Genomic DNA, 23,064 nt, shown 5'->3' with positions numbered 1-23,064 from the left:
CGCACTCTTGCGCAAACAGGTTCCAGCCGAAAGGATCATGCGGTGGGACAGACGGTTTTCATCCCTCGCGAGCTCGATGCCAGCGAGCCTCGTGTCGCGGCCTCGCCCGATACCGTGAAGCGGCTGGCGGCGCTGGGCTTCGACGTCACCGTCGAGACGGGCGCCGGCACCAGGTCGCGCATTCCCGATGAGGAGTTCGCCAAGGCGGGTGCCGCGATCGGCAAGGCTTCGGATGCGAGCCGGGCGGATGTGGTGCTGAAGGTGCGCCGGCCGACCGACGCCGAGATGAAGGGCTACAAATCGGGTGCGGCGGTCATCGCCATCATGGATCCCTACGGCAATGATGCCGCGGTCGCGGCGCTTGCCGAGGCTGGGGTCACCGCCTTCTCGATGGAATTCATGCCGCGCATCACCCGCGCCCAGTCGATGGATGTGCTGTCGTCGCAGGCCAATCTCGCCGGCTACCAGGCCGTGATTGACGGCGCATCGGAGTATGACCGCGCGCTGCCGATGATGATGACTGCGGCCGGCACCGTGCCGGCGGCGAAGATCTTCATCATGGGCGTCGGCGTTGCCGGCCTGCAGGCGATCGCCACGGCGCGCCGTCTCGGCGCTGTCGTCACCGCCACGGACGTTCGTCCCGCCGCCAAGGAACAGGTGGCGTCGCTCGGCGCAAAGTTCCTCGCCGTCGAGGACGAGGAGTTCAAGGCGGCCGAGACCGCCGGCGGCTACGCCAAGGAAATGTCGAAGGAGTACCAGGCCAAGCAGGCAGCGCTCACCGCTGAGCACATCGCCAAGCAGGACATCGTCATCACCACGGCGCTGATCCCCGGCCGGCCGGCGCCGAAGCTGGTGTCGGCGGCGATGGTCGCCTCGATGAAGCCGGGTTCGGTGATCGTCGACCTCGCCGTCGAGCGCGGCGGCAATGTCGAAGGCGCGGTTGCGGGTCAGGTGGTGACGACGGCCAACAACGTTAAGATCGTCGGCCACCTCAACGTGCCCGGCCGCGTCGCCGCATCGGCCTCGCTGCTCTACGCCAGGAACCTGTTCGCCTTCCTCGAGACGCTGGTCGACAAGACCAGCAAGACGCTCGCCATCAACCGCGAAGACGATCTGGTCAAGGCGACGATGCTGACCGACGCTGGCCGCGTGGTGCATCCGGCCTTCGCCAAGGCGGCGGAACAGCCCCATGTCGAACCGGCGGCCATTCCGGCGGAGACCATGGTGGCTGATGCCACGCCGAAGAAGGCTGCACCGAAAAAGGCGTCCGACAAAGCCACTGCCGGCAAGTCCGCCGCCAAGCCGAAGGGGATCGCGTGATGGATCAGACCTTGCAGAAAGCCCTCGATCAGCTCGACCAGGCAAGTGCCGACGTCCGGCTGGCTGTGCAGAACCTGGCCAACGCGCCCGGTGGCGCCGATGCGGCGGGCGATGCCGCGCACGCACTGTCCGGCGGCGCCATCGATCCCTTCGTCTTCCGCTTCGCCATCTTCGTACTTGCGATCTTCGTCGGATACTACGTCGTCTGGTCGGTGACGCCGGCGCTGCACACGCCGCTGATGGCGGTCACCAACGCCATCTCCTCGGTCATCGTCGTCGGCGCGCTGCTGGCCGTCGGCATCTCGGCCTCCGGCATTGCCACCGGCTTCGGCTTCGTCGCGCTGATGCTGGTCTCGGTCAACATCTTTGGCGGCTTCCTGGTCACCCAGCGCATGCTGGCCATGTACAAGAAGAAGGACCGGTAGAGCGCCATGAACGCCAACTTCGCGTCCTTCCTCTACCTGGTCTCCGGCGTCCTGTTCATCATGGCGCTTCGCGGCCTATCTCATCCGACCACCAGCCGCCAAGGCAATCTCTACGGCATGATCGGCATGGGCATTGCCATCGCCACCACGCTGGCGCTGGCGACTCCGTCCGCCGGGCGCTTCGGCCTGATCGTGCTTGGTCTAGCCATCGGCGGCGGCGTCGGCGCCGTTACAGCGCGCCGCATCGCCATGACGTCGATGCCGCAGCTGGTCGCCGCCTTCCACTCGCTGGTCGGCCTTGCCGCCGTCATGGTCGCGGCAGCCGCCATCTACGCGCCGGAAAGTTTCGGCATCGGCACGAATGGCGACATCCACGCCCAGGCGCTGATCGAGATGAGCCTTGGCGTTGCCATCGGCGCCATCACTTTCACCGGCTCCGTCATCGCCTTCCTCAAGCTCGATGGCCGCATGTCGGGCAAGCCGATCATGATCGGCGGCCGTCACATCATCAACGCGGTCCTCGGCATCGCGCTGATCGTGCTGATCGTGCTTCTGGTCACCACCGAGGCCAAGCTGGTGTTCTGGCTGATCGTCGCGGCGTCGCTGGCGCTCGGCGTCCTCTTGATCATCCCGATCGGCGGCGCCGACATGCCGGTCGTCGTCTCGATGCTGAATTCCTATTCCGGCTGGGCGGCGGCCGCACTCGGCTTCACGCTTGGCAATCTGGCGCTGATCATCACCGGCGCTCTGGTCGGCTCGTCCGGCGCCATCCTGTCCTACATCATGTGCAAGGGCATGAACCGGTCGTTCATCTCGGTCATCCTCGGCGGCTTCGGCGGCGAGACCGCGGCGGTTGCCGATGACGGCATCGAACGCACGGTCAAGCAGGGCTCGGCCGACGACGCTGCCTATCTGATGATGAACGCACAGAAGGTCATCATCGTGCCGGGCTACGGCATGGCGGTCGCCCAGGCCCAGCACGCGCTGCGCGAAATGGCCGACAAGCTCAAGGCCAATGGCGTGGATGTCAAATACGCCATCCACCCCGTGGCCGGCCGCATGCCCGGCCACATGAACGTGCTGCTCGCCGAAGCCAATGTTCCCTATGACGAAGTGTTCGAACTGGAAGACATCAACTCCGAGTTCGCGCAGGCCGATGTCGCCTATGTCATCGGCGCCAACGACGTCACCAATCCGTCCGCCCGCGACGACAAGTCGTCGCCGATCTACGGCATGCCGATCCTCGACGTCGACAAGGCCCGCACCTGCCTGTTCGTCAAGCGCTCGCTCGGCTCCGGCTATGCCGGCATCGACAACACGCTGTTCTACAAGGACGGCACCATGATGCTGCTCGGCGACGCCAAGAAGATGACCGAGGAAATCGTCAAGGCGATGGATCACTGATCCCGCCGCAACCTTCCACTGGAAGGTTTGGTCCATCATCGGAAACAAAAAAGCCCGGTTCGACCGGGCTTTTCTATGTTGAAGACCGGTTCAGCGGCTGGTCAGGAAAACCGCTTCCTCGTCGTCGCGCTGCCTGCCGCCCAGTGCTGCCGCAGCGCTGGCGATGAAGGCGCCGATAACCAGCGACAGGGCGCCAAGCAGTGCGAAGGTGGCGCTGCCTTTCCGGGCGGCGTCGGCGGCCTGCTTGGCCTTGACCTTGGCGTCCTCGACCCTGGCCACCAGGGCGTCGACACGCGCCTTGGCGTCAGCCTCGGAAAGCCCGGTGCGGGCGGCGACGAGCTGCGACAGATAGGTCTTGTCGTCAGCCGAAATTTCGCCTGCCGCCGCACTGGCGATGAGGATGCGCGAAGCCTGCCCGGCCGCAGCCGCATCGCTGTCCGGATTGGCCGCCGCGAGCCTGGCGGCATCAGCCGGACGGAACAGCGTATCCACGAGATAGGATGTCGCATTGTCGGCCGGTGCGCTGCCGGCATTGGCGGACGCGCTGGCCGAAGCACCCATGGCGGCGCCCGAGGCAACAGTAGAAGCCGCCTGCACGCCTGAACCAAGCACTGCCGACAGCGCCGACCCGAGAATGCCGACGACCAGCAATGTCGCCAGCGCCCAGGCGAGGAGGCCGTGCGCGGTGTCACGGAAATAGACCTCGTCGGTGTGGATGCCGACCCATTTGGTGCGCAGGCGTCCGGCAAGATAGCCACCGACCCCGGAGGACAGCCATTGCACGATGATGAGCCAGATGGCGCCGGACACCGCGAAGGTGGTCAGCGAGGCACTGGCGCCGGACCACGGCGAGACCATGGTCAGCCCCAGCCCCGAACCGAGCAGCATGAGGATGAAGGTCAGCGTCGAGGCCGCGAAGGCGCCGGCGATGATCGGACCCCAGCTGACGGCCGGGGCGGAGGATTCTGTTGAGGCGGATACGTCGACAGCCGATACGGTGGACTGCATCGACGCCTCCTACCGTACGAACAGCATGATGAGAATGATGATCGGGATCGGAATACCGAGCAACCAGAGCAAAATACCGCGTCCCATAAAGAGCCTCCCTGCGAGAAATTGATCGATGTCGTCACAATGTTCCTGAGCGATTTCCGTTCCGAAGGGCAATGAAATGATTTGCTTGCCGGGAACGGAACCATTTTCCGCGCGGCCCGAGGCACGACTGCGAAACTGTGGATTGGTTCACGGAGTTCCACATGGGCTGCCGTGTATTGTTGGCTCGGTGAGCCGGGGGTAGCATGAGCGATCCCGCCGTCGGATGTCGTCAACGGAGACGCTGATGCCCAAGACTGTCGCATCGCTGGCTTACAAAAAGGCGCAGCCCGGCCAGGCGGTGGTGATCGTGCACGGCATGGGCGAGCAGCGGCCGATGGGTACGCTGAGGGGATTCGTCCAGGCGGTCTGGAGCAGCGATCCCACCCGTGCTCCACCCTACGCCCAGATTCCCGATCCGGCCGTTTCCGGCGCCACGATCAACCAGAGCTGGATCACGCCCGACAGCCGGACCAAGTCACACGAGCTGCGCCGCATCACCACGCCCTACGACGTCGATGGCCGCCGTACCGATTTCTACGAGCTTTATTGGGCCGACATCACGCAAGGCACGACGCGCGGCCGGCTGGCCGCCTGGGTTACGAACCTGTTGTGGCGCAAGCCCGCCGACATTCCGCTCGACGCCCGCAAGCTTTACGTCGCCACACTTCTGATCGTTATCGACATTCTGGGCGCAGCACTCGTGCTGGCAACATCGGTCTGGCAACAGGCCGTTACCTTGACGACCGGCCTGATGATCACCACCCTCGCTTCTTTTGTCATCTGGGCGGTGGATCAGTTCGCCCTGCCCTATTTCGGTGACGTCGCCGCTTATGTGCGCGCCGAGGCGGCGACGATCGAGAAGCGTGCGCTGATCCGCGACCGCGGCCTGACGTTGCTCAAGACGCTGATGAAGGACGATGCTTACGACCGCATCGTGCTAGTCTCGCACAGCCTGGGGTCGATCATCGCCTATGATTTGCTGCAGATCCTGTGGGCCGAGTTCCGGCCGCGAAGGCTGGAAGCGGTCCGCGACGAGGCCAAACTGGCGGCGGTCGAGGCCATCGACAAGGCAACGCTCGGCTCTGATGGATCAGCGTGGCCAAAGAACCTTGAAGACCTCGCCGGGTTCCGGCGCGGCCAATGGGCGCTCTACCAGCAGCTTCGGGCCAAGGACGCCGACCACCCGCTGCCCTGGAAGATCAGCGATTTCGTCACGCTTGGCAGTCCGCTCTCCCACAGCGAATTCCTGGTGACCTACAATCTCGCGGAATTCAGGCGTGGCCTTGCCGAGCGCCTGTTCTCGGCCTGCCCGCCGATTGCCGATGACGGGCGCCCCGGCGGCACCGTGCTTTACCGGGAAGGACACAGCCAAGGCAAGGCGCAGCGCGCAGTGCATCATGGCGCGGTGTTTGCGGCAACGCGCTGGACCAACGTCTACGACCGCGGCAATGGCTGGGCGACAGGCGATCCGATTTCCGGTCCGATGACGGAAAACTTCGGCCCCGGTGTGGAGAACATCCAGATCGAGCTTCGCAGCTCACTTGGCCGTATCTTCACGCACACGCTTTATTGGTCATCGACGGCAAACGGCGTTGACCCCGGAGTGGAGCTTCGGCGGCAAGGCCCCCGCCATCAAATGTCCAGATTGGCCACCGACAGCGCATTGTCCTGGATGAATTCGCGCCGCGGCTCGACCTCGTCGCCCATCAGCCGCGAGAACAAGCTGTCAGCATCGGTTGCGTCATTCACCTTGACCTGCAGCAGCGAGCGCACATTCGGGTCGAGCGTGGTTTCCCAGAGCTGCTCGGCGTTCATCTCGCCGAGGCCCTTGTAGCGCTGCATAGTCAGGCCCTTGCGGCCGGTCGCAAACACCGCGTTGAGCAGCGCCAGCGGCCCCGAAATGGTTTCGGATACATCCTTGCGGCGCAGCACCGGCGGCTCGCCATAAACCTCCATGAGGCGCGGGGCATAGCGGTCGAGCTGGCGTGCGTCGGCTGAATTTATCAGCCCGGCATCGAGCTGCGCGAATTCCTTGACGCTGCGCACCGTGCGTTCGAACACGTAGCCGCCGACGCCTTCATTGGAGGTCGACAGCCGGCCGGTCCAGCCGCGCTCGGTGTCCTCGGCGATGATGTCGAGGCGCTGGGCGACGCGTTCGGCCATGGCGTTGGCGCGGCCGAGGTCGTTGAGCACATCGGCATTGAGCGCGCCGGCAATCGCCGCCTGTTCGACCACGCCCCTGTTGTAGCGCGTGTGCAGCCCGTTGATCAGCTGGCGCACCGCCAGCGCGTCGTCGATGGAGCCGCGCAGATCCTGTCCGGCCCGCGCTTCCCCGGAGGCAAGCGTCAGCGACGCTTCTTCCAGCCCGGAGCCGATCAGGAACTCCTCGAAGGCGCTTTCGTCCTTGATGTATTGCGAGCTTTTTCCGCGCGTCACTTTGTAGAGCGGCGGCTGGGCGATGTAGAGATGGCCGCGCTCGATCAACTCCGGCATCTGCCGGAAGAAGAAGGTCAACAGCAAGGTCCTGATATGGGCGCCGTCGACGTCGGCGTCGGTCATCAGGATGATCTTGTGGTAGCGCAATTTGTCGGCGTTGAACTCGTCCTTGCCGATCGAGGTGCCGAGCGCGGTGATCAGCGTGCCGATCATCTCGGAGCCGAGCATGCGGTCGAAGCGGGCGCGCTCGACATTGAGGATCTTGCCGCGCAGCGGCAGGATCGCCTGGTTCTGGCGCGAACGGCCGCCCTTGGCGGAGCCGCCGGCCGAGTCACCCTCGACGATGAAGATTTCGGATTTCGCCGGGTCGCGTTCCTGGCAGTCGGCAAGCTTGCCGGGCAGAGAGGTGACGCCGAGCGAGCTTTTGCGGGTGATGTCGCGGGCCTTGCGCGCGGCTTCACGCGCCGCGGCCGCCTGGATCACCTTGTCGATGACCACCTTGCCCTCGGTCGGGTGTTCTTCCAGCCATGTGCCAAGCGCCTCGTTGACCAGGCCTTCGACCACCGGGCGGACTTCCGACGAGACCAGCTTGTCCTTGGTCTGCGAAGAGAATTTCGGGTCGGGAACCTTGACCGACAGCACCGCCGTCAGGCCTTCGCGGCAGTCGTCGCCGATCAGCGCCACCTTTTCCTTCTTGGTCAGGCCCGACGATTCGCCATAGCCGGTTATCTGGCGCGTCAGCGCGCCACGGAAGCCGGCCAGATGGGTGCCGCCATCGCGCTGCGGGATGTTGTTGGTGAAGGCCAGCACGTTCTCGTGGTAGCTGTCGTTCCACCACATCGCCACTTCGACGGTGATGCCGTCGCGCTCGGCCTTGATGGCGATCGGCTTGTCGATCAGCGGCTTCTTGACCCGGTCGAGATATTTGACGAACTCTTCCAGGCCGCCATCATAGTGCAGTTCGTGGCGCACGAGATCGGCATGGCGGGCATCGGTCAAGATGATGCGTACGCCGGAATTCAGGAAGGCGAGTTCGCGCAGCCGGTGCTCCAGCGTGCCGAAGTCGAACTCGACCATGGTGAAGGTTTCGGACGACGGAAAGAAGGTGATCTCGGAACCGCTGCGGCCCTCATAGGTGCCGGGCTGCTTGTCCTGCTCATAGCTGCCAGTGGCCTTGAGCGGCGCATCGGCATTGCCATGCGTGAAGCTCATCTCGAAAATCTGGCCGTTGCGGCGGATTTTCAGCTTCAGCCAGGCCGACAACGCATTGACCACCGAGACACCGACGCCGTGCAGGCCGCCGGACACCTTGTAGGAATTCTGGTCGAATTTGCCGCCGGCATGCAGCTGCGTCATGATCACTTCGGCCGCCGAAATGCCTTCTCCGGTGTGGATATCGGTCGGAATCCCGCGGCCATTGTCGATAACGGTGACCGAACCGTCGGGATTAAGCGTCACCGTGACGAGGTCGGCATGGCCGGCCAGCGCCTCGTCGATGGCGTTGTCGACCACCTCATAGACCATGTGATGCAGGCCCGAGCCGTCGTCGGTATCGCCGATATACATGCCCGGCCGCTTGCGGACAGCGTCCAACCCCTTCAAAACCTTGATGGAATCGGCACCGTATTCGGCCTCAGCGCCGTTGGCGTTGTCGCTTTGATCGCTCATGAAAACCTGTCTGATTGATGCCGCATGCTCAGCGCGAAAAAATGGCTTCGAATCACGCCGCTTTGATGTCCTAGATATAGGCGCAAAAGGCGGTTTTTCCAAGGTTTGCGGGCATTTCAGGGCTGCATCCCGAGCTGGCAGCCGGCTATTTTTTCGCGGCTTTCAATTTGGCCAGAAGACCGCGCAGATATTTGATCGTGGGTTTGTCCCTCGGCGCCAGTTTGCCTGTGCGGTCAAGCTCCAGCGTCAGGTCTAACGCCTGGGACAACACAGCCTTCGGATTCTTCGCCACATAGGCATAGTTGATGTAGGCCTGTACCAGATCGAATTGCCAGATCGCATTGTCCGGATCGGACAGGGCCAACCGCTGGCGGATGGCCAGGCTGGCTTCGAAGGCCTTCTTCGAGCCCTCATAGTGGCGCTGCTTGGTCTCCAGCAGGCCTATTTCCTCGAACGTGATCGACAGGTCGCGCTGCCAGTCGGAATTGCCCGGGTCGAGATTTGCCAACCGGTTGGCAATAACGAGACTGTCCTGATAGTTCTGCAAAGCACCGGCGATATTGCCCTGGGCATCAAACACGCCGGCAATTTTTTCCAAACAGACCGATAGGTCGCGCTGCCAATCGGTGTTGCCTGGGTCGCTGGCGGCAAGGTCTCGCGCCGTGGCCAGCGCCTGCTGGTAGGCCTCCAACGCGAGTGGCCAGTCCTTCTGGTCGCCGTAAGCATTGCCGATCTTGGCGTAACCGACCGACAGGTCGCGCTTCAAATCGGTGTCGTTTGAGTCGCGGCGCACCAGCGCTTCGGCGATTATTTGGCTCTTGTTGTAGGCGTCGAGCGCGCCCGCAGCGTCGCCACGCTCGCGCAGGACGTCGCCGATCCTTGTGTAGCTGACGGAGACGGCGCGCTGATGCCTGGGGTCGTCGGGGTTGTTCTGCGCCAGCGCCAGCCGAATTCTCAGGCTCTCTTCGAATGCAGTCTGGGCGCCATCCAGCTGGCCGGCGGTGCGGGCAAGGCCGCCGATTTCGTCGTAGGTAATGGTCAGGTCGCGCAGCAGATAGACGCTGTTCGGCTCGGCATCGGCCAATTGCTGCTTGATGGACAGGCTTTGCTGGTAGGCCTGGGCTGCCGCACCCACGTCGCCTTGCGTGGCCAGCACATTGCCGATCTTATCATGGGCCATGGCGAGATCGCCGAGCCAGTCCTTCTTGTCCGGCACGTCTGTGGTCAGGCCTTGCAACATGTCCCTGGCCGCCTCATAGTTTTGCAGGGAGGCCGGCAGATCGCCTTGCGCCATCTTGATGTTGGCGAACTTGATATGGCCGATGGCGAGGTCGCGCTTGACGCTCGGATCGGTTTCTTGACGCGCTCGCTGCTCAAGATTGGCGACCAGCGCCGCAAAGGCGCGGCCGGCGGCGTCGGTTTTGCCAATCGTTGTGTAGAGGATGCCGAGCTCTTCCAGCGTGCGGCTTTGGCGGTCGGCCTGTTCCAGGCTAAGCGAGGTCTGTCCGGCTTCGCCATAGAGCGCCAGCACCGTTTCATAGTCCTTGATGGCGGTGGCATAGTCCAGGGTGGCGCGCGCCGCGCCGCCCGAGAGAAACCGCGTCGCGGCTTCGGACAGGGTGCGGCTGACGAAATTGGCCTTCAACGCCTGGCGCGAGACATTGTCAACGTCGGCGGCCTTGGCGAGGATCACGCGTGCACCATCGAAAGCGCCGAGCGCCAACTGTTCCTCGGCCTGGCGGCGCAGTTCGGTCACCTGCGGGTCGTCGGCGGCCAGCGTCTTCATCTCGCCGCGCACCTTGACGAAGGCGTCGGCTGCCTCGCGCAGCTTGGCGTCCAGGCTTTCGCCGGAGAGATGGCTGGTGTCGGAACTGATCAGCGCGCCATAGAGCGGCGCCAGCGGCATGTCGGCATCGCTGGCGACACGCTCGACCGCGCCGCGCATTTCCGGCGTCACATCGGCCATGGCGAGCAACAGCCGCTCCCGCTCGGGCAATTGTTCCTTGGCCGCCGAGGCGAAGAACAGCTTCGGCAGCCCGCTCTCGACGTAGGGCAGCTGTTTCCCGCGCGAAAGGTCGTAGACCTCCTGCTGCACCAGCGTCAGCACCGAGCGGATTTCGAGCCCGTCGGTGCCGAGATATTTGGTCAGCGCCGCCGTAAAAGGCGAATTGGCCCCGGTTCCGTCGGCAGCCGTCTCGCCGGGCGCCGCCGAAAAGGCGAACAGGATGTTTTCCGCCTTGCCGACGCGTCCGAGGCCCGGCTTGATCTTGTCCACAAGGTCCTTGATCAGCGATGTCGCGCCGCGTCCGTCGCCGCTGCCGCCTGTGAACGGATCGCTGCGGCAGGCGTCGAGCACGATCAGCCCGACCTTCGCCGTGGCGGCAACCGCACCGCGCACTTCCTCCAGCGGCAGGCTGGTCTTCTCCAGCCGGTCCAGCGAGGAGGCATCGGCATCGACCGGCAGAAGACGGTTGTCGCCGGAGATTTCGACGCCATGGCCGGAGAAATACACCAGCGCCACGTCGGCGCCCTTGGCGTCCTCGCGAAAATCGTCGAGAGCCCGGCGCATGCGCCTGAGATCACGATTGGTCTCGACCACGACCTCGAAGCCGAGCTTCTTCAGCGCCACTTCCATCACCTCGCCGTCATTGACAGGATTGGCCAGCGGCCGCACCAGCCGGTAGTCGTCCTCGGCAATGACCAACGCCACGCGCCGCTCCGCCACCGCTGTGGCGGTGGTCGCAAGCATCAACAGCAAGGCAAACAACAGGCGCAAATCGAACCGCCCCCGGCTCAGTCACCTGCCGACCATTCCACCTCTTTATGGCATGAGCAAGCCGGGGCCGGCTGCGTTACGTAGCCCGCATCGGCTTCAGCGCCCCGCTCCAGCGCGAGAGCTCGTCCAGCATGGTCTTGGTCCCACCCTCTACCTGCTCACTAGCCTGGAAGGAGCCGTCGCTCTCCAGCAGTTTCTGATACATCGGCAGCGCGACGCCTTCCGAGATGGGCATGACGCCCACCGCGGTCAGCAGCGGCTTCAGCGCCTGCGCGGCGCGCAGGCCTCCGGAAACGCCGCCATAGCTGAAGATGGCGGCTGGCTTGTATTTCCATTCGCGCGCAAGGTAGTCGATGGCGTTGACGATCGCAGGCGCCACGAAATAATTGTACTCCGGCGCCACGAACACGAAGGCGTCGGCGGCATCAATGACCTTCGACCAGGCTTTGGTGTGGTCGTTCTGGTAATTGCCGAGCCTGGGGTGATGCGGCTCGTCCAAAACCGGCAGATGGAACGTGTCAATGTCGGTCAGCACCGGTTCGAATTTGCCGTGCTCGCGGGCAAAATCCTCCAGCCAGTGGGCGAAGACCGGCCCGGCGCGGCCCGGCCGCGTGCTGCCGATGATGATGTTCAGCTTGTGCTTCAAGCGGACTCTCCTGGGCGATTGGCAGTAGCTGTTGGTAACTGTCACCTATGGCAGAGTGTCCAACCGGACAAGCCGCAACCGTTTCACCGGCGGTCACGATCCGATGAACACACCGTCTGTCGGGCACACCGGGCGCTGCAGCGTTTCAGTTTGCCGTTCGGTCACATGGACGCCCGGATTGCCAGCCACTACATCTGAGCTATCAGCGGAGCACCTCATGGACACGCAGCCCGTCCCCTTCGTGCCGCCGGCGCCCAGGCCGCGCACGACGCCGCCTTCGACGCTGGAGATGATGCGGATCGTCTACCGCAACCCGCTCGAACTGTGGGGCGAGCACACCTACAACGAGCCCTGGATTTCGGCGAATGGCGTCGGCGGGCATCTGATCGTCGCCAACGATCCCGGCCTTATCCGCCACGTGCTGATCGACAACGCCAAGAACTACAAGATGGCGACGGTGCGCCAGATGATCCTGCGACCGATCTTGCGCGACGGGCTGTTGACCGCCGAAGGCGAGGTGTGGAAGCGCTCGCGCAAGGCGATGGCACCGGTGTTCACGCCGCGGCATATCTTCGGCTTCGCCGAGCCGATGCTGCGCCGCACGATGCAGTTCGTCGCCCGCTATGACGAAGGCGGCATGACCGATGTCGCCCATGACATGACGCTGCTCACCTACGATATCCTGGCCGAGACGCTGTTTTCGGGCGAGATTGCGGGCCAGCCCGGCAGTTTCGCGCAGGAGATCGACCGCCTGTTCGAAACCATGGGCCGTGTCGATCCGCTCGACCTGTTGCGCGCGCCCGAATGGCTGCCGCGGCTGACCCGCATCCGCGGCCGCAAGACCATGGCGTATTTCCGCAAGATCGTCACCGATACAGTCAAGATGCGCGAGGAGCGGCTGAAGCGCGACCCCGACACCGCGCCGCAGGATTTCCTGACGCTTCTGCTGCGCGCCGAAGGCCCCGACGGGCTGACGCGGGCGGAAGTCGAGGACAACATCATCACCTTCATCGGCGCCGGCCACGAGACCACCGCGCGGGCGCTGGGCTGGACGATCTACTGCCTCGCCGAAGCGCCGTGGGAGCGCGAAAAGGTCGAGCGCGAGATCGATGCCGTGCTGGCGCGCGAACCCGACCCGACGAAATGGCTCGACGCAATGCCGTTCACCCGCGCCGCCTTCGAGGAGGCGCTGCGGCTTTATCCGCCGGCGCCGTCCATCAACCGCGAGCCGATCGAGACGGAGACCTGGAACGATCTGGTGCTCCCCAAGCGCGCGGCCGTACTGGTGATGCCTTGGGTCGTACACCGCCACAGAAAACTGTGGGACATGCCCGACGCCTTCATGCCCGAACGCTTCCATCCGGGAAACCGCGAGAAGATCGACCGCTTCCAGTATCTGCCGTTCGGCGCCGGTCCGCGCATCTGCATCGGCGCCAGCTTCGCCATGCAGGAGGCGATCATTGCGCTGGCCATCATGCTGTCGCGCTTCCGCTTCGACGTGACGGCCGAGACCAAGCCGTGGCCGGTGCAGAAACTGACGACACAGCCGCAAGGCGGCCTGCCGATGCAGGTGACGCGGCGCGTTTAACGGCGCAACGCCTTGTTACGCGATGCCGGCGGGCTTGCGCTGGAATTGGCCTGCGGCGCGGAAGCGCCAGAGATAGCTGGGCAGGATTGTGCCGATAGACTGCGGCTGGATGTCGAGGCCGGCAAGGTTCCGGTTGGCCTTGTTGGCCTCCTCCGACACGATGTTGGGCTGGCGCAGCAGCAGCACCTGGTCCTTGGTCAGCAACGGGTTGGGCAGCAGGCCGAGGATCGAGGCCTGCAGATTGGCCATCCACCACGGCACCGGGACCAGGAGCCGCTTGCGCTCGATGACGGTGAGCAGCTCTTCCATGCACTGCTTGAAGGTGAGCACTTGCGGCCCGCCGAGTTCATAGATCTGGCCGCCCTTGATCTTCCCCTCGACCGAACGCGCCACCGCTTCGGCGACATCGCCGACATAGACCGGCTGGAACTTGGTCTGGCCGCCGCCGATTAGCGGCAGCACCGGCGAATAGCGCGCCATGTCGGCGAAGCGGTTGAAGAAACTGTCCTCGGGTCCGAAATTGATCGACGGACGGAAGATGACGGCGTCCGGGATCGTCTCCAGGACGGCCTTTTCGCCGAGCGCCTTGGTGCGGGCATAGTCGGATTCGGCGTTGAGGTCGGCGCCCAGCGCCGAGATGTGGGTGAGCCCTGCGCCGACCGAGCGTGCGGCTTCGGCGACGGCGCGGGCGCCGAATTCGTGCACGGTGTTGAATTTCTGCCGGCCGCTTTCATGCGGGATGGCGACCAGATTGATAACATGGTCGGCGCCCTGCGCGGCGCGGTCGACAGACCAGCGCACGCGCACATTGGCCTGCACCGGCTGGATCTGGCCGACATTGCCGAGCGGCTGCAGATGTCCCGCTAGATCGGGCCGGCGCACCCCCACCCTGATGCGGTAGCCGCGCTTGGCCAGCGCCCGCACGATGTGGCGGCCGACGAAGCCGGAGCCGCCGAAGACGACCACGAGCTTGGGGATCTGCAGGATTTCGGTCATGGCTGGCTCCGGCGCTCGAAAGCTTGGCTGAAGCCGTTTCATAGTCCGTTTTGGGCCAAAGGCAAAGGGTGACGCGTCGTCGCTGCCACCCTCTTATGGACCCTTCAGAACGCCTTGCCGAGGCGCGCGTCGACCGACTGGCGGTTGCCGCCGCGGATAACGAAGAACAGCAGGATCGCCGCCCATAGAAGCGACTTTTCAGCGCCGGAAAAGCCCTGGCCGACAGTGATCCAGTGGAACCAGACGGTGACCAGCAGCACGATCATACCGGCAAAGGCTGCGGGCCGAGTCAACAGGCCGATGGCGATCAGAATGCCGCCGAAGAATTCGGTGCAGGACAAAAGCAGCGACCAGAACGCGCCGGGACAGAAGCCGAGGCCTTCGACCATCTCGGCGGTGCCGAAAGGGTTGGTGATCTTCTGCGAGCCGTGAATGGTGAGAAACCCGCCGGCGACGACGCGCAGAAGGGTTTCGGCGCCATCATACAGCGACGAATACAGGCGGCCAAACACCGGAACGATAAGTTTGCCCCGGGAAGCGTCGGTGGTTGCGGACATCGTAGCTCCTGTTGTTGTGACGATCCCTTGCAAACGCCCGATGGTTCCGGCAAGTCAAGTTAACAAAAGTTAACTTCCGCCATCATGTTTTAGCACACAGAGCACGAACGCAGAAAACCCCGCCGAAGCGGGGTTTTCCGGGTGACGCAACTGTCGAGACAGAGCGCAACGCGGCGGATAACCTGAGACGGCATACGCCCGCCCGGGCCCTAAACGCATCCGACAGAAGACACCGACCGGGCAAACCCGACCCGGCAGCTATTGGTCGTTGCGATCGGTAGAAAGGTTCAGCCAGGTCGCGTTGTCGCAGGACCGCTTCAGCCCGAATAGCGCTCGGCGAACTCGGAAATGCGCTGCACCACGGCTTTGGGGGCATTGATGCCGCGCGCCTGCGCCTTCTCGGCCGCTTCGGCCCGCGCCCGGCCCGGAACGTGCACGCCAAAGCGCCGGCGCAGCCGGTCGAGCTGGTCCTTCATGCGCTGCTCGAAATCCGGGTCGAGCAGCTTGGGCTCGACGGCGAGCACGAACAGGCCGGTTCCCGGGCTGTCCGATCCGCCGGAGAACCAGGGCGCGTCGAGCGACCAGTTGGCGCCCGACAGGCCAGCCGCCAGCACTTCGACCATCAGCGCGATGTTGGCGCCACGCTGGCCGCCGAAGGCCAGCATGGCGCCCTTCATGGCAGCGGCCGGATCGGTGGTCGGGTTGCCGCTGGCGTCCAGCGCCCAGCCTTCGGGGATCTTCTTGCCGTCCTCGGCCGCCTTGCGGATGTTGACGAAGGCGGTGGCGCTCGACGACTGGTCGATGACCAGCGGCGCGCCATCGGCGGCGGGTGCCGCAAACGACATCGGGTTGGTGCAATAGACCGGCTTGACCGAGCCCGAGCCTGCCAGCACCGCCGGCCCGTTGGTGGCGGCGAAGGAGACCAATCCCAGCTGCGCCAGACGCCCGGTGAAATAGCCTAGTGCGCCGCACGTATAGGCGTTCTTCTGCGAGAAGATGGCGACGCCGAACAGCTTTGCCGCCTTGGCGAGGTCGTCGATGGTGCGGTCGAAGCCGGTATGGGCGAGGCCGCCACGCGCATCGGAGAGATAGACGGCGAGCGCCGGCCTGGTGATCACCGGATCGGCATTGCCGTCGATGCGGCCGGCTTCCAGCGCTTCGAGGTAATCGATGAAATGGGTCAGCCCGACGGTCGAAAGCCCTTCCGCCTCGGCGGCAATGATCGAGGCGGTGAGCGACCGCGCCGCCTCCTCATTGGCGCCGGCGCCGAGCGCCGCCATCCGGCACAGCCCTGTTGCCTGGTCTAGAGAGAGTTGCATGGTGCGGACCCGATTGGTGGTGAGAGTGAGTAGGGAGTAGTCAGTAGGGAGTAGCGAAAGCAAGCGGTTTCCCGGTCATATGCTGACTACTCACTACTGCCTGCTCACTATTCCCTAGCCCACCTTGTTCGGTATGCGCGCCTCGATCTTGCTGAATGCAAACACCAGTATGCCGGTGATGATCATGTAGATCAGCGCCAAAAGCAGCAAGGGTTCGTAGGTGAGGTAGGTGTCCTGCCGGACCTTGGACGAGACTGCGAAGATGTCGATGACGCTGATCGTCGCCACCAGCGGCGTCGACTTCAGCTGCAGCACGGTTTCGCCGGTCAGCGTCGGCAGCGCCCGGTAGATGGCCTGCGGCAGCCAGATGCGGCGGAAAATCTTCCAGCGGCTCATGCCGAAAGCGCGGGCCGCCTCTAACTGCCCCTTCGGCACGCCGGCAAAGGCGCCGCGCATTACTTCGCCCTCATAGCCGGCGAAGGACAAGGTCAGTGCCAGCACGCCATAAGGCCAGGCTTGCCTCAGATACGGCCACATCCAGGATTCGCGGATCCAGGGAAATTGCGGAAACAGCGAGCCCAGCCCGTAATAGAGCAGCCATAGCTGGATCAGCAGCGGCGTGCCCCTGATGACGGTGCAGAATGTCCTGGCGGGGGCGGAAAGCCAGAACGGGCCGGCGGCCTGCGCCAGCCCGAGCGGCACGGCGAGCAGGAAGCCGAGAAAGCAGGTGACGGCCAGGATCCACAGCGACCGCCAGATGCCGAGAAGCCCCATTTCGTAATATTGCGGCAGCCAATCCCAGCGCATGAAGAAGGCTGCGCCGAAAACCAGCGCGATCGCGACCAGGATCAGCACGATGCGATGCGGCTGCAGCCACAGCGACGTGCGCGCGGCAGCGTTGATGATGGTCGCTTCTCCGGCCATCAGCGCGCATCCTTGAGCGACGGCATACCGCGCCGCGACCAGGCCTCGACGCGGCCGATGAGCAGGTTGGAGACCAGCGACAAGATGAGATAGAGCACGCCCGCGGCGAAAAAGAAGGTGAAATAGGCTTTGGTGACCCCCGCAGCCTGCCGCGTCGCCAGCGCCAGCTCGTAAAAGCCGACGACCGCCAGAAGGGCCGTATCCTTGGTGGCGATCAGCCACAGATTGGCGAGCCCGGGTATGGCGAAGGGCAGCATCGCCGGCAAGGTGATGCGCCGCAGCATGAGCCCGGGTGACATGCCATAGGCGCGGGCGGCTTCGATCTGGCCCTGCGGTATGGCTAGGATGGCGCCGCGGATCACTTCGGTCGAATAGGCACCCTGGACAAAGCCGAGCACGGCGATGCCCGCGGCAAGGCCGCTGATGTCGACGCGCTGGTAGCCCATTGCCGTCAGCGCCTGGTTGATCAGGTCCGTCCCGGCATAATAGAGCAGCAGGATCAGCACCAGTTCGGGCACGGCGCGCACGATGGTGGTGTAAACCGCCAGCAGGTCGCGCACGACCGGACCGCCGTAAAGCTTGCCAAAGGCGCCACCGGTGCCGATCAGGAGACCGAGGACCGTGGCGCCGAGCGCGATCTCGATCGAATGGAGCAGTCCAAGCAAGAGCGTGCCGCCCCAGCCCGGCGGATTGGGCGAAAGGAGCTCTATGATGCCGGCCGCCGAGGCCGAAAGAAGTGCGTCGATCAGCGTCGCCCCCGGATGCTGGCTCTAACCGCCGACGGCAGCGCCGGCGGCAAGCATGTCTGGGAAAGATCGGGCAGGGAGGCATGGCGCTAACGCCATGCCCCCTAGCTCATGCGAGGATCGTCAGTTCGACTGCGCGCCGCCACCACCGTAAATGTCGAAATCGAAGTATTTCTTCGATATCTCGTCATATTTGCCGTTCGAGCGGATCGCCTTGATGCCGGCGTTGATCTTGGCCTTAAGGTCGGTGTCTTCCTTGCGCACGCCGGCGCCCACGCCCGGTCCGAGCACTTCATCGTCCGGAGCCACCATGCCCTTCAGATCGCAGCAGGCCTTGCCCTGGTCCGACTTCAGAAATGCGTCGAGCGCGATCGAATCCGCCTGGACGGCGTCGAGGCGGCCTGCGGCCAGATCGTTGTTGGCTTCGTCCTGCGTCTGGTATTCCTTGATCTCGGCAGCCGTGGGCCCGAAATGCTTCTTCGCATAGGCCGAATGGGTGGTCGACACCTGCACGCCGAGCACTTTGCCCTTGAGATCGTCCGGCGTGGCGCCGAATTTCTGGTCCTTCGGCCCGATGATGGCGGTCGGCGTGTTGTAGTACTTATCCGAGAAGTCGATGGTCTTCTCGCGTTCGGCGGTGATCGACATCGAACTGGCGATGACGTCGATCTTCTTGGTCGTCAGCGCCGGGATGATGCCGTCCCAGGCGACAGGCGTGATGACGCAGTCGAGCTTCTCCTCGGCGCAGACGGCGTCGATGAACTCGATTTCCCAGCCAACCCATTTGCCGGAAGCGTCCGGCGAGGTGAAGGGCGGATAGGGCTCGGCGGCGACACCGATCTTGACCGGATCGGCCTTGGCCACGCCCATGGCGGCAACGCCGAGCAGCAGCGCTGCGGCGAATGTTTTCAGAACAGTCTTCATGTCACGACTCCCAGTTTGTTGTTGGTTCCCGGTTTTCTTCCGTCCCGGCTTGTCCTAGCCGATGTTGCGGATGAACTGCTTCAGCCTTTCGGATTTCGGTGCGCCGAATATCTGCTCCGGCGGCCCCTCTTCCTCGACCAGCCCGTTGCAGAGGTAGACGACATGGGTCGCGACCTCGCGGGCGAATTTCATTTCATGCGTGACCAGCACCATGGTGCGGCCCTCGCGCGCCAGGTCGCCGATCACCTTCAGCACCTCGCCGACCAGCTCCGGGTCGAGCGCCGAGGTCGGCTCGTCGAACAGCATGACGCGCGGGTTGATGGCCAGGGCGCGGGCGATCGCCGCGCGCTGCTGCTGGCCGCCCGAGAGATAGGCCGGATAGACGTCGCGCTTTTCGGCCAGGCCGACGCGCGCCAAAAGCTTTTCGGCTTCCCTGATCGCCACGTCGCGCCTGACGCCCAGAACATGCACCGGAACCTCGATGACGTTCTCGATCAGCGTCATGTGGCTCCACAGGTTGAAGTTCTGGAACACCATGCCGAGCTTGGCGCGGATGCGTTCGATCTGCCGGCGGTCGGCGGGCACGGTGTGGCCGTGGCTGTCGGCCTTGAGTTTGATCTCCTCGCCATTGACGCGGATGATGCCGCTGGTCGGGTTTTCCAGGCAGTTGATGCAGCGCAGCAGCGTCGACTTGCCGGAACCCGAGCCGCCGATAATGGCGATCACCTCGCCGTCGCGCGCCGACAGCGAAACGCCTTTCAGCACATGCAGATGGCCGAATTTCTTGTGCAGGTTCTCGACATGGATGGCTTCGGCGGCGCCGTCCTGCGCCTTGCCGGATTGGACTGCGGCGGTTCCCGCCGCGCTCACCGGGGAACCTCTGCCACAGGGTCCACGGCAGATCGTCGAACGTCTATCCGGCTAATCAACATACGCTGTAATGCCCACTCCAGACTTCAGCATGGACCCAACAGCGCGAGCCCGTCAATCCCGCTCATTACGGCACTTGCGGCCTTATTGTGCAAGTGTATAAATAGCCTCCGATGAAATTTTTCCCATTTTTTTCACCTTGAACACGGCATTGAAAAGGGCACTGATGAGCGCTTTCGGATCACAATCCATGGCGGCGCCGTTGCGGCGCGTGCTGATGCGGTCGGCGGCCAATGCCATGCGCGGTGCCGACCGGGCTACCTGGCACTATGGCCCGGGTTTCGACCCGGCGAAAGCGGCGGCGCAGCACGCGGCTCTCGCTGAGCTGGTGACGGCGTCCGGCGCCGAAATCGAATGGATCGATGACAAGGCCGACGGGCTGTCGGATTCCATATTCACCCACGACCCGTCGCTGATGACCGACCGCGGCGCGCTGATCCTGTCCATGGGCAAGCCATTGCGCGCCCGGGAGCCATCGCTGCATGAGGAAACCTACACACGCCTGGGTATTCCCATCCTCGGCCGCGTCCAGGCTCCCGGCCAGGTAGAAGGCGGCGATTGCGTATGGCTGGATGCCAGCACGCTGGTGATCGGGCGCGGGGTGCGCTCCAACCAGGAAGGCATACAGCAGGTTTCCAATCTGCTGACGCCGCTCGGCATTTCCGTCTACGGTTTCGATCTGCCGCTGTGGCAGGGCGAGGAGGCGTGCCTGCATCTGATGTCGGTGATCAGCCCGCTGGCCGACGACCTGGCCCTGGTCTATTCACCGCTTTTGCCGGCGCCGTTCTATCAGTTGCTGAAGGCGCGCGGCATCCGGCTGGTGGAAGGCGACGCCGAAGAGTTTGCCGCGTCCAACGGCCTCAGCCTGAACGTGCTGCCGACCAGCCCGCATAAGGTCATTGCCGTCGCCGGCTTTCCCAAGACCAGGGCCGCGATGGAAGCCGCCGGCTGCACGGTTCAAATCTTCGAGGCGGATGCCCTCTGCATCGCCTGCGAAGGTGGGCCGACATGCCTGACGCGGCCCATCCTGCGGCAATGAATGAGCGCCGCAAGTTCCGCCGCGAGGGCGAGGAGCGGCGGCGGCAGGATCTGATTGACGCGACCCTGGACAGCGTGGCCGAACATGGGCTGGAGGGCGCCAGCCTGCGCACCATCGCACTGCGCGCCGGTGTCACCGCCGGGCTGATCCGGCACTATTTCCCCGGCAAGGAAGACTTGCTGCAGGAAACGTACGCGGCGCTGATGGGCCGCATGACCGAGCGGGCGAAGGCGGCATTGCTCATGGAAGACGCCTCGCCGCGCCAGCGCCTTGCGGCCTTCGTTACCGCCAACCTCAACGCGCCGATCATCGATGCACGCGTGTTTTCGCTGTGGGCAACCTTCATCGGCCGCGCCGGCGCGGATCCGAGCCTGGCTCGCGCCCACCGCGAAGGCTATCTTGGCTTTCGCAACGAGGTGGAAGCAGTCGTTGCCGAAGTGCTCGGCGCCGAGCAGCGCAGGCCAAACGCAAATGAACTGCGCCGCCATGCCATTGCCATCAACGCGATCATCGACGGGCTCTGGATCGAAGGCTGTCTGGCCGCAGAGATGTTCTCGCCTGGCGAATTGGCGGCGATCGGCGTCAAAGCCATAGAGGCCGAGCTCGGCCTCGCGCCGCAAAAGGGAGAGAAGCTATGACCACCATCGGCGAAGCGCTGATCACGCTGCTCGAAGCGCATGGCGTCGACACCGTTTTCGGCATTCCTGGCGTCCACACTGTCGAGCTTTACCGCGGGCTGGCGCGTTCAAAGATACGCCATGTCACGCCGCGTCACGAACAGGGCGCCGGCTTCATGGCCGACGGCTATGCCCGTGCCAGCGGCCGGCCGGGCGTTGCCTTTGTCATCACCGGACCGGGGCTGACCAACACCATCACCGCAATGGGCCAGGCGCGCGCCGATTCGGTGCCGATGCTGGTGATTTCGGGCGTCAACGCGATGCCGACGCTGGGAAAGGGGCTGGGCTTCCTGCACGAACTGCCGGACCAGCGCGGCATGATGGAGAAGGTGGCGCTGTTTTCGCAGCGTGTCACCGAGGCCAGCGAATTGCCTGGCGCTTTGGCGCGGGCCTTCGCGCTGTTTTCGTCGTCGCGGCCGGGCCCCGTCCATATCGAGATCCCGACCGACGTCATGGTCAAACCGGCCGACGGCATCGCTGCTTCGCTCACCAATGCAGCGCCGCCGGCGCCGGATGGCGCAGCCATTGCCGAGGCAGCCAAACTGATCGCAGCCGCGCGCCGACCGCTGATCCTTGCCGGTGGCGGCGCCAAGCGCGCCGAACAGCCACTGCAGCGCCTGGCCGAGCGGCTCGGCGCACCTGTCGTCCAGACCGCCAATGCGCGCGGTCTGCTGCACGCGCATCCGCTTTGCGTGCCGGCCAGCCCCAGCCTGAAGGCGGTGCGTGCGCTGATGGCAGACGCCGATCTGGTCATCGCCGCCGGCACCGAATTCGGCCCGACCGACTATGACGGTTACAGCGACGGCGGCTTCGTGCTGCCCGCCAATCTGATCCGCATCGATATCGGCGCCGACCAGCTCGCCCGCCGCCCGGTGAGCGTCGGCATCCAGGCCGATTGCGCGGAGGCGCTTGGTGCACTGCTAGGCGCGCTCCACCCTGATCATGCCGCAGCGAAGGACGGCGAGAGCCGCGCAGCCGCGTCGAGAAAGGCGGCCTTTGCCGAGCTCAGCCCGGCCTATGCCGCGCAGGTGCGTGCGGTGGAAACCATCCGCGACGCACTGCCGGGCGCCATCATCGTCGGCGATTCCACCCAGCCGATCTACGCCGCCAATCTCTATTACGACCATGACCGGCCAGGCGGCTGGTTCAACGCCGCCACCGGTTTCGGCGCGCTCGGCTACGGGCCGCCGGCGGCGATCGGCGCAGCGCTCGCCATGCCCGGCGTGCCGGTGGTTTGCCTGACCGGCGACGGCGGCTTCCAGTTCACCTTGCCGGAGCTAGGCGCGGCGCTCGATGCACCCGCACCGGTCATCTTCGTCGTCTGGAACAACAGAGGCTATCGCGAGATCGAAACGTCGATGCTCGATGTCGGCGTCGAGCCGGTCGGCGTGTCCCCGGCGCCGCCGGATTTCTGCAAGCTGGCCGAGGCCTATGGTATATCAGCCGAGCGGCTTGCCGGTACTGCCGGTCTCGCCGATGCGCTCAAGCGCGCACGCGCAACCAGACTGCCGCACGTCATCGAAATCACCATCGACTGACGCCTGGCCGCGCGCCGGATGTCCATGCGCGGGGGTCGGAAGGGGCGGTCGGCGGC

General features: G+C 64.6%; 18 protein-coding genes. 7 read left to right on the top strand and 11 right to left on the bottom strand.

Annotated elements, in window-relative coordinates; translation table 11 throughout:
* The first annotated feature begins 42 nt into the window (after positions 1-42).
* The 3 genes from NKH38_RS17685 to NKH38_RS17675 are packed head-to-tail and all read left to right on the top strand — an operon-like array spanning position 43 to position 3,149.
* Positions 43-1,320, top strand: a complete 1,278-nt coding sequence (locus NKH38_RS17685) for a Re/Si-specific NAD(P)(+) transhydrogenase subunit alpha (RefSeq protein ID WP_352762057.1) — start codon at positions 43-45, stop codon at positions 1,318-1,320.
* Positions 1,320-1,745 (top strand): proton-translocating transhydrogenase family protein, encoded by a 426-nt coding sequence (locus NKH38_RS17680; RefSeq protein WP_502896607.1) that lies wholly within the window; start codon positions 1,320-1,322, stop codon positions 1,743-1,745. Before NKH38_RS17685 ends, NKH38_RS17680 begins: the two co-directional genes overlap by 1 nt.
* 6 nt (positions 1,746-1,751) lie before the next feature.
* Positions 1,752-3,149 carry an NAD(P)(+) transhydrogenase (Re/Si-specific) subunit beta gene (locus tag NKH38_RS17675; RefSeq protein WP_023671337.1) on the top strand — a complete coding sequence of 466 codons (1,398 nt, stop codon included), beginning with the start codon at positions 1,752-1,754 and terminating at the stop codon, positions 3,147-3,149.
* A gap of 90 nt (positions 3,150-3,239) precedes the next feature.
* Here NKH38_RS17675 and NKH38_RS17670 read toward each other — a convergent pair whose 3' ends face one another.
* The 4 genes from NKH38_RS17670 to NKH38_RS17655 all read right to left on the bottom strand — a co-directional run bounded on the left by NKH38_RS17670 (position 3,240) and on the right by NKH38_RS17655 (position 11,770).
* The gene (locus NKH38_RS17670) at positions 3,240-4,157 is read right to left on the bottom strand and encodes a hypothetical protein (RefSeq protein WP_352538000.1); all 918 of its coding nucleotides are present in this window, start codon (positions 4,155-4,157) and stop codon (positions 3,240-3,242) included.
* A 1,719-nt stretch (positions 4,158-5,876) separates the two neighbouring features.
* Entirely contained in the window at positions 5,877-8,348 is a 2,472-nt protein-coding gene (gene gyrB / locus NKH38_RS17665) for a DNA topoisomerase (ATP-hydrolyzing) subunit B (protein WP_352762055.1), read from the bottom strand.
* A 145-nt stretch (positions 8,349-8,493) separates the two neighbouring features.
* A complete protein-coding gene (locus NKH38_RS17660) occupies positions 8,494-11,124 on the bottom strand; it encodes a caspase family protein (protein WP_352762054.1) in 2,631 nt (876 codons plus the stop codon).
* Between the two features lie 76 nt (positions 11,125-11,200).
* Positions 11,201-11,770, bottom strand: coding sequence for an NADPH-dependent FMN reductase (locus NKH38_RS17655; protein ID WP_352762053.1), 570 nt, complete (start codon positions 11,768-11,770; stop codon positions 11,201-11,203).
* A gap of 217 nt (positions 11,771-11,987) precedes the next feature.
* Between NKH38_RS17655 and NKH38_RS17650 the strand changes: the two genes are divergently transcribed.
* Positions 11,988-13,358: a cytochrome P450 gene (locus NKH38_RS17650; RefSeq protein WP_352762052.1), complete on the top strand. Its 1,371-nt coding sequence runs from the start codon at positions 11,988-11,990 to the stop codon at positions 13,356-13,358.
* A gap of 15 nt (positions 13,359-13,373) precedes the next feature.
* Here NKH38_RS17650 and NKH38_RS17645 read toward each other — a convergent pair whose 3' ends face one another.
* The 7 genes from NKH38_RS17645 to NKH38_RS17615 all read right to left on the bottom strand — a co-directional run bounded on the left by NKH38_RS17645 (position 13,374) and on the right by NKH38_RS17615 (position 19,694).
* Positions 13,374-14,354 (bottom strand): complex I NDUFA9 subunit family protein, encoded by a 981-nt coding sequence (locus NKH38_RS17645; protein ID WP_352762051.1) that lies wholly within the window; start codon positions 14,352-14,354, stop codon positions 13,374-13,376.
* 104 nt (positions 14,355-14,458) lie between these two features.
* A complete protein-coding gene (locus NKH38_RS17640; protein ID WP_352762050.1) occupies positions 14,459-14,911 on the bottom strand; it encodes a DoxX family protein in 453 nt (150 codons plus the stop codon).
* 317 nt (positions 14,912-15,228) lie between these two features.
* The gene (locus NKH38_RS17635; RefSeq protein ID WP_023700423.1) at positions 15,229-16,230 is read right to left on the bottom strand and encodes an Ldh family oxidoreductase; all 1,002 of its coding nucleotides are present in this window, start codon (positions 16,228-16,230) and stop codon (positions 15,229-15,231) included.
* Between the two features lie 114 nt (positions 16,231-16,344).
* Positions 16,345-17,154, bottom strand: coding sequence for an ABC transporter permease (locus NKH38_RS17630; protein WP_023732642.1), 810 nt, complete (start codon positions 17,152-17,154; stop codon positions 16,345-16,347).
* A complete protein-coding gene (locus NKH38_RS17625) occupies positions 17,154-17,867 on the bottom strand; it encodes an ABC transporter permease (RefSeq protein WP_196814080.1) in 714 nt (237 codons plus the stop codon). Before NKH38_RS17625 ends, NKH38_RS17630 begins: the two co-directional genes overlap by 1 nt.
* 156 nt (positions 17,868-18,023) lie before the next feature.
* Positions 18,024-18,824 carry a transporter substrate-binding domain-containing protein gene (locus NKH38_RS17620; protein WP_023671323.1) on the bottom strand — a complete coding sequence of 267 codons (801 nt, stop codon included), beginning with the start codon at positions 18,822-18,824 and terminating at the stop codon, positions 18,024-18,026.
* 54 nt (positions 18,825-18,878) lie between these two features.
* Positions 18,879-19,694 carry an ABC transporter ATP-binding protein gene (locus tag NKH38_RS17615; protein WP_023671322.1) on the bottom strand — a complete coding sequence of 272 codons (816 nt, stop codon included), beginning with the start codon at positions 19,692-19,694 and terminating at the stop codon, positions 18,879-18,881.
* A gap of 226 nt (positions 19,695-19,920) precedes the next feature.
* Between NKH38_RS17615 and NKH38_RS17610 the strand changes: the two genes are divergently transcribed.
* From NKH38_RS17610 to NKH38_RS17600, 3 genes are read left to right on the top strand one after another with little or no spacing between them, the layout of a single operon-like run.
* A complete protein-coding gene (locus NKH38_RS17610) occupies positions 19,921-20,793 on the top strand; it encodes a dimethylarginine dimethylaminohydrolase family protein (RefSeq protein ID WP_352762049.1) in 873 nt (290 codons plus the stop codon).
* Entirely contained in the window at positions 20,763-21,431 is a 669-nt protein-coding gene (locus tag NKH38_RS17605; RefSeq protein ID WP_023823892.1) for a TetR family transcriptional regulator C-terminal domain-containing protein, read from the top strand. The genes NKH38_RS17610 and NKH38_RS17605 overlap by 31 nt, the downstream gene beginning before the upstream one ends.
* A complete protein-coding gene (locus NKH38_RS17600) occupies positions 21,428-23,008 on the top strand; it encodes a 5-guanidino-2-oxopentanoate decarboxylase (protein WP_023739671.1) in 1,581 nt (526 codons plus the stop codon). The genes NKH38_RS17605 and NKH38_RS17600 overlap by 4 nt, the downstream gene beginning before the upstream one ends.
* Positions 23,009-23,064 lie beyond the last annotated feature (56 nt).

Source organism: Mesorhizobium sp. M1078, assembly GCF_040318615.1.
Lineage (GTDB): Bacteria > Pseudomonadota > Alphaproteobacteria > Rhizobiales > Rhizobiaceae > Mesorhizobium.
Note: the sequence above shows the minus strand (reverse complement) of the source record. Positions and strands in the feature narration are given on the sequence as shown.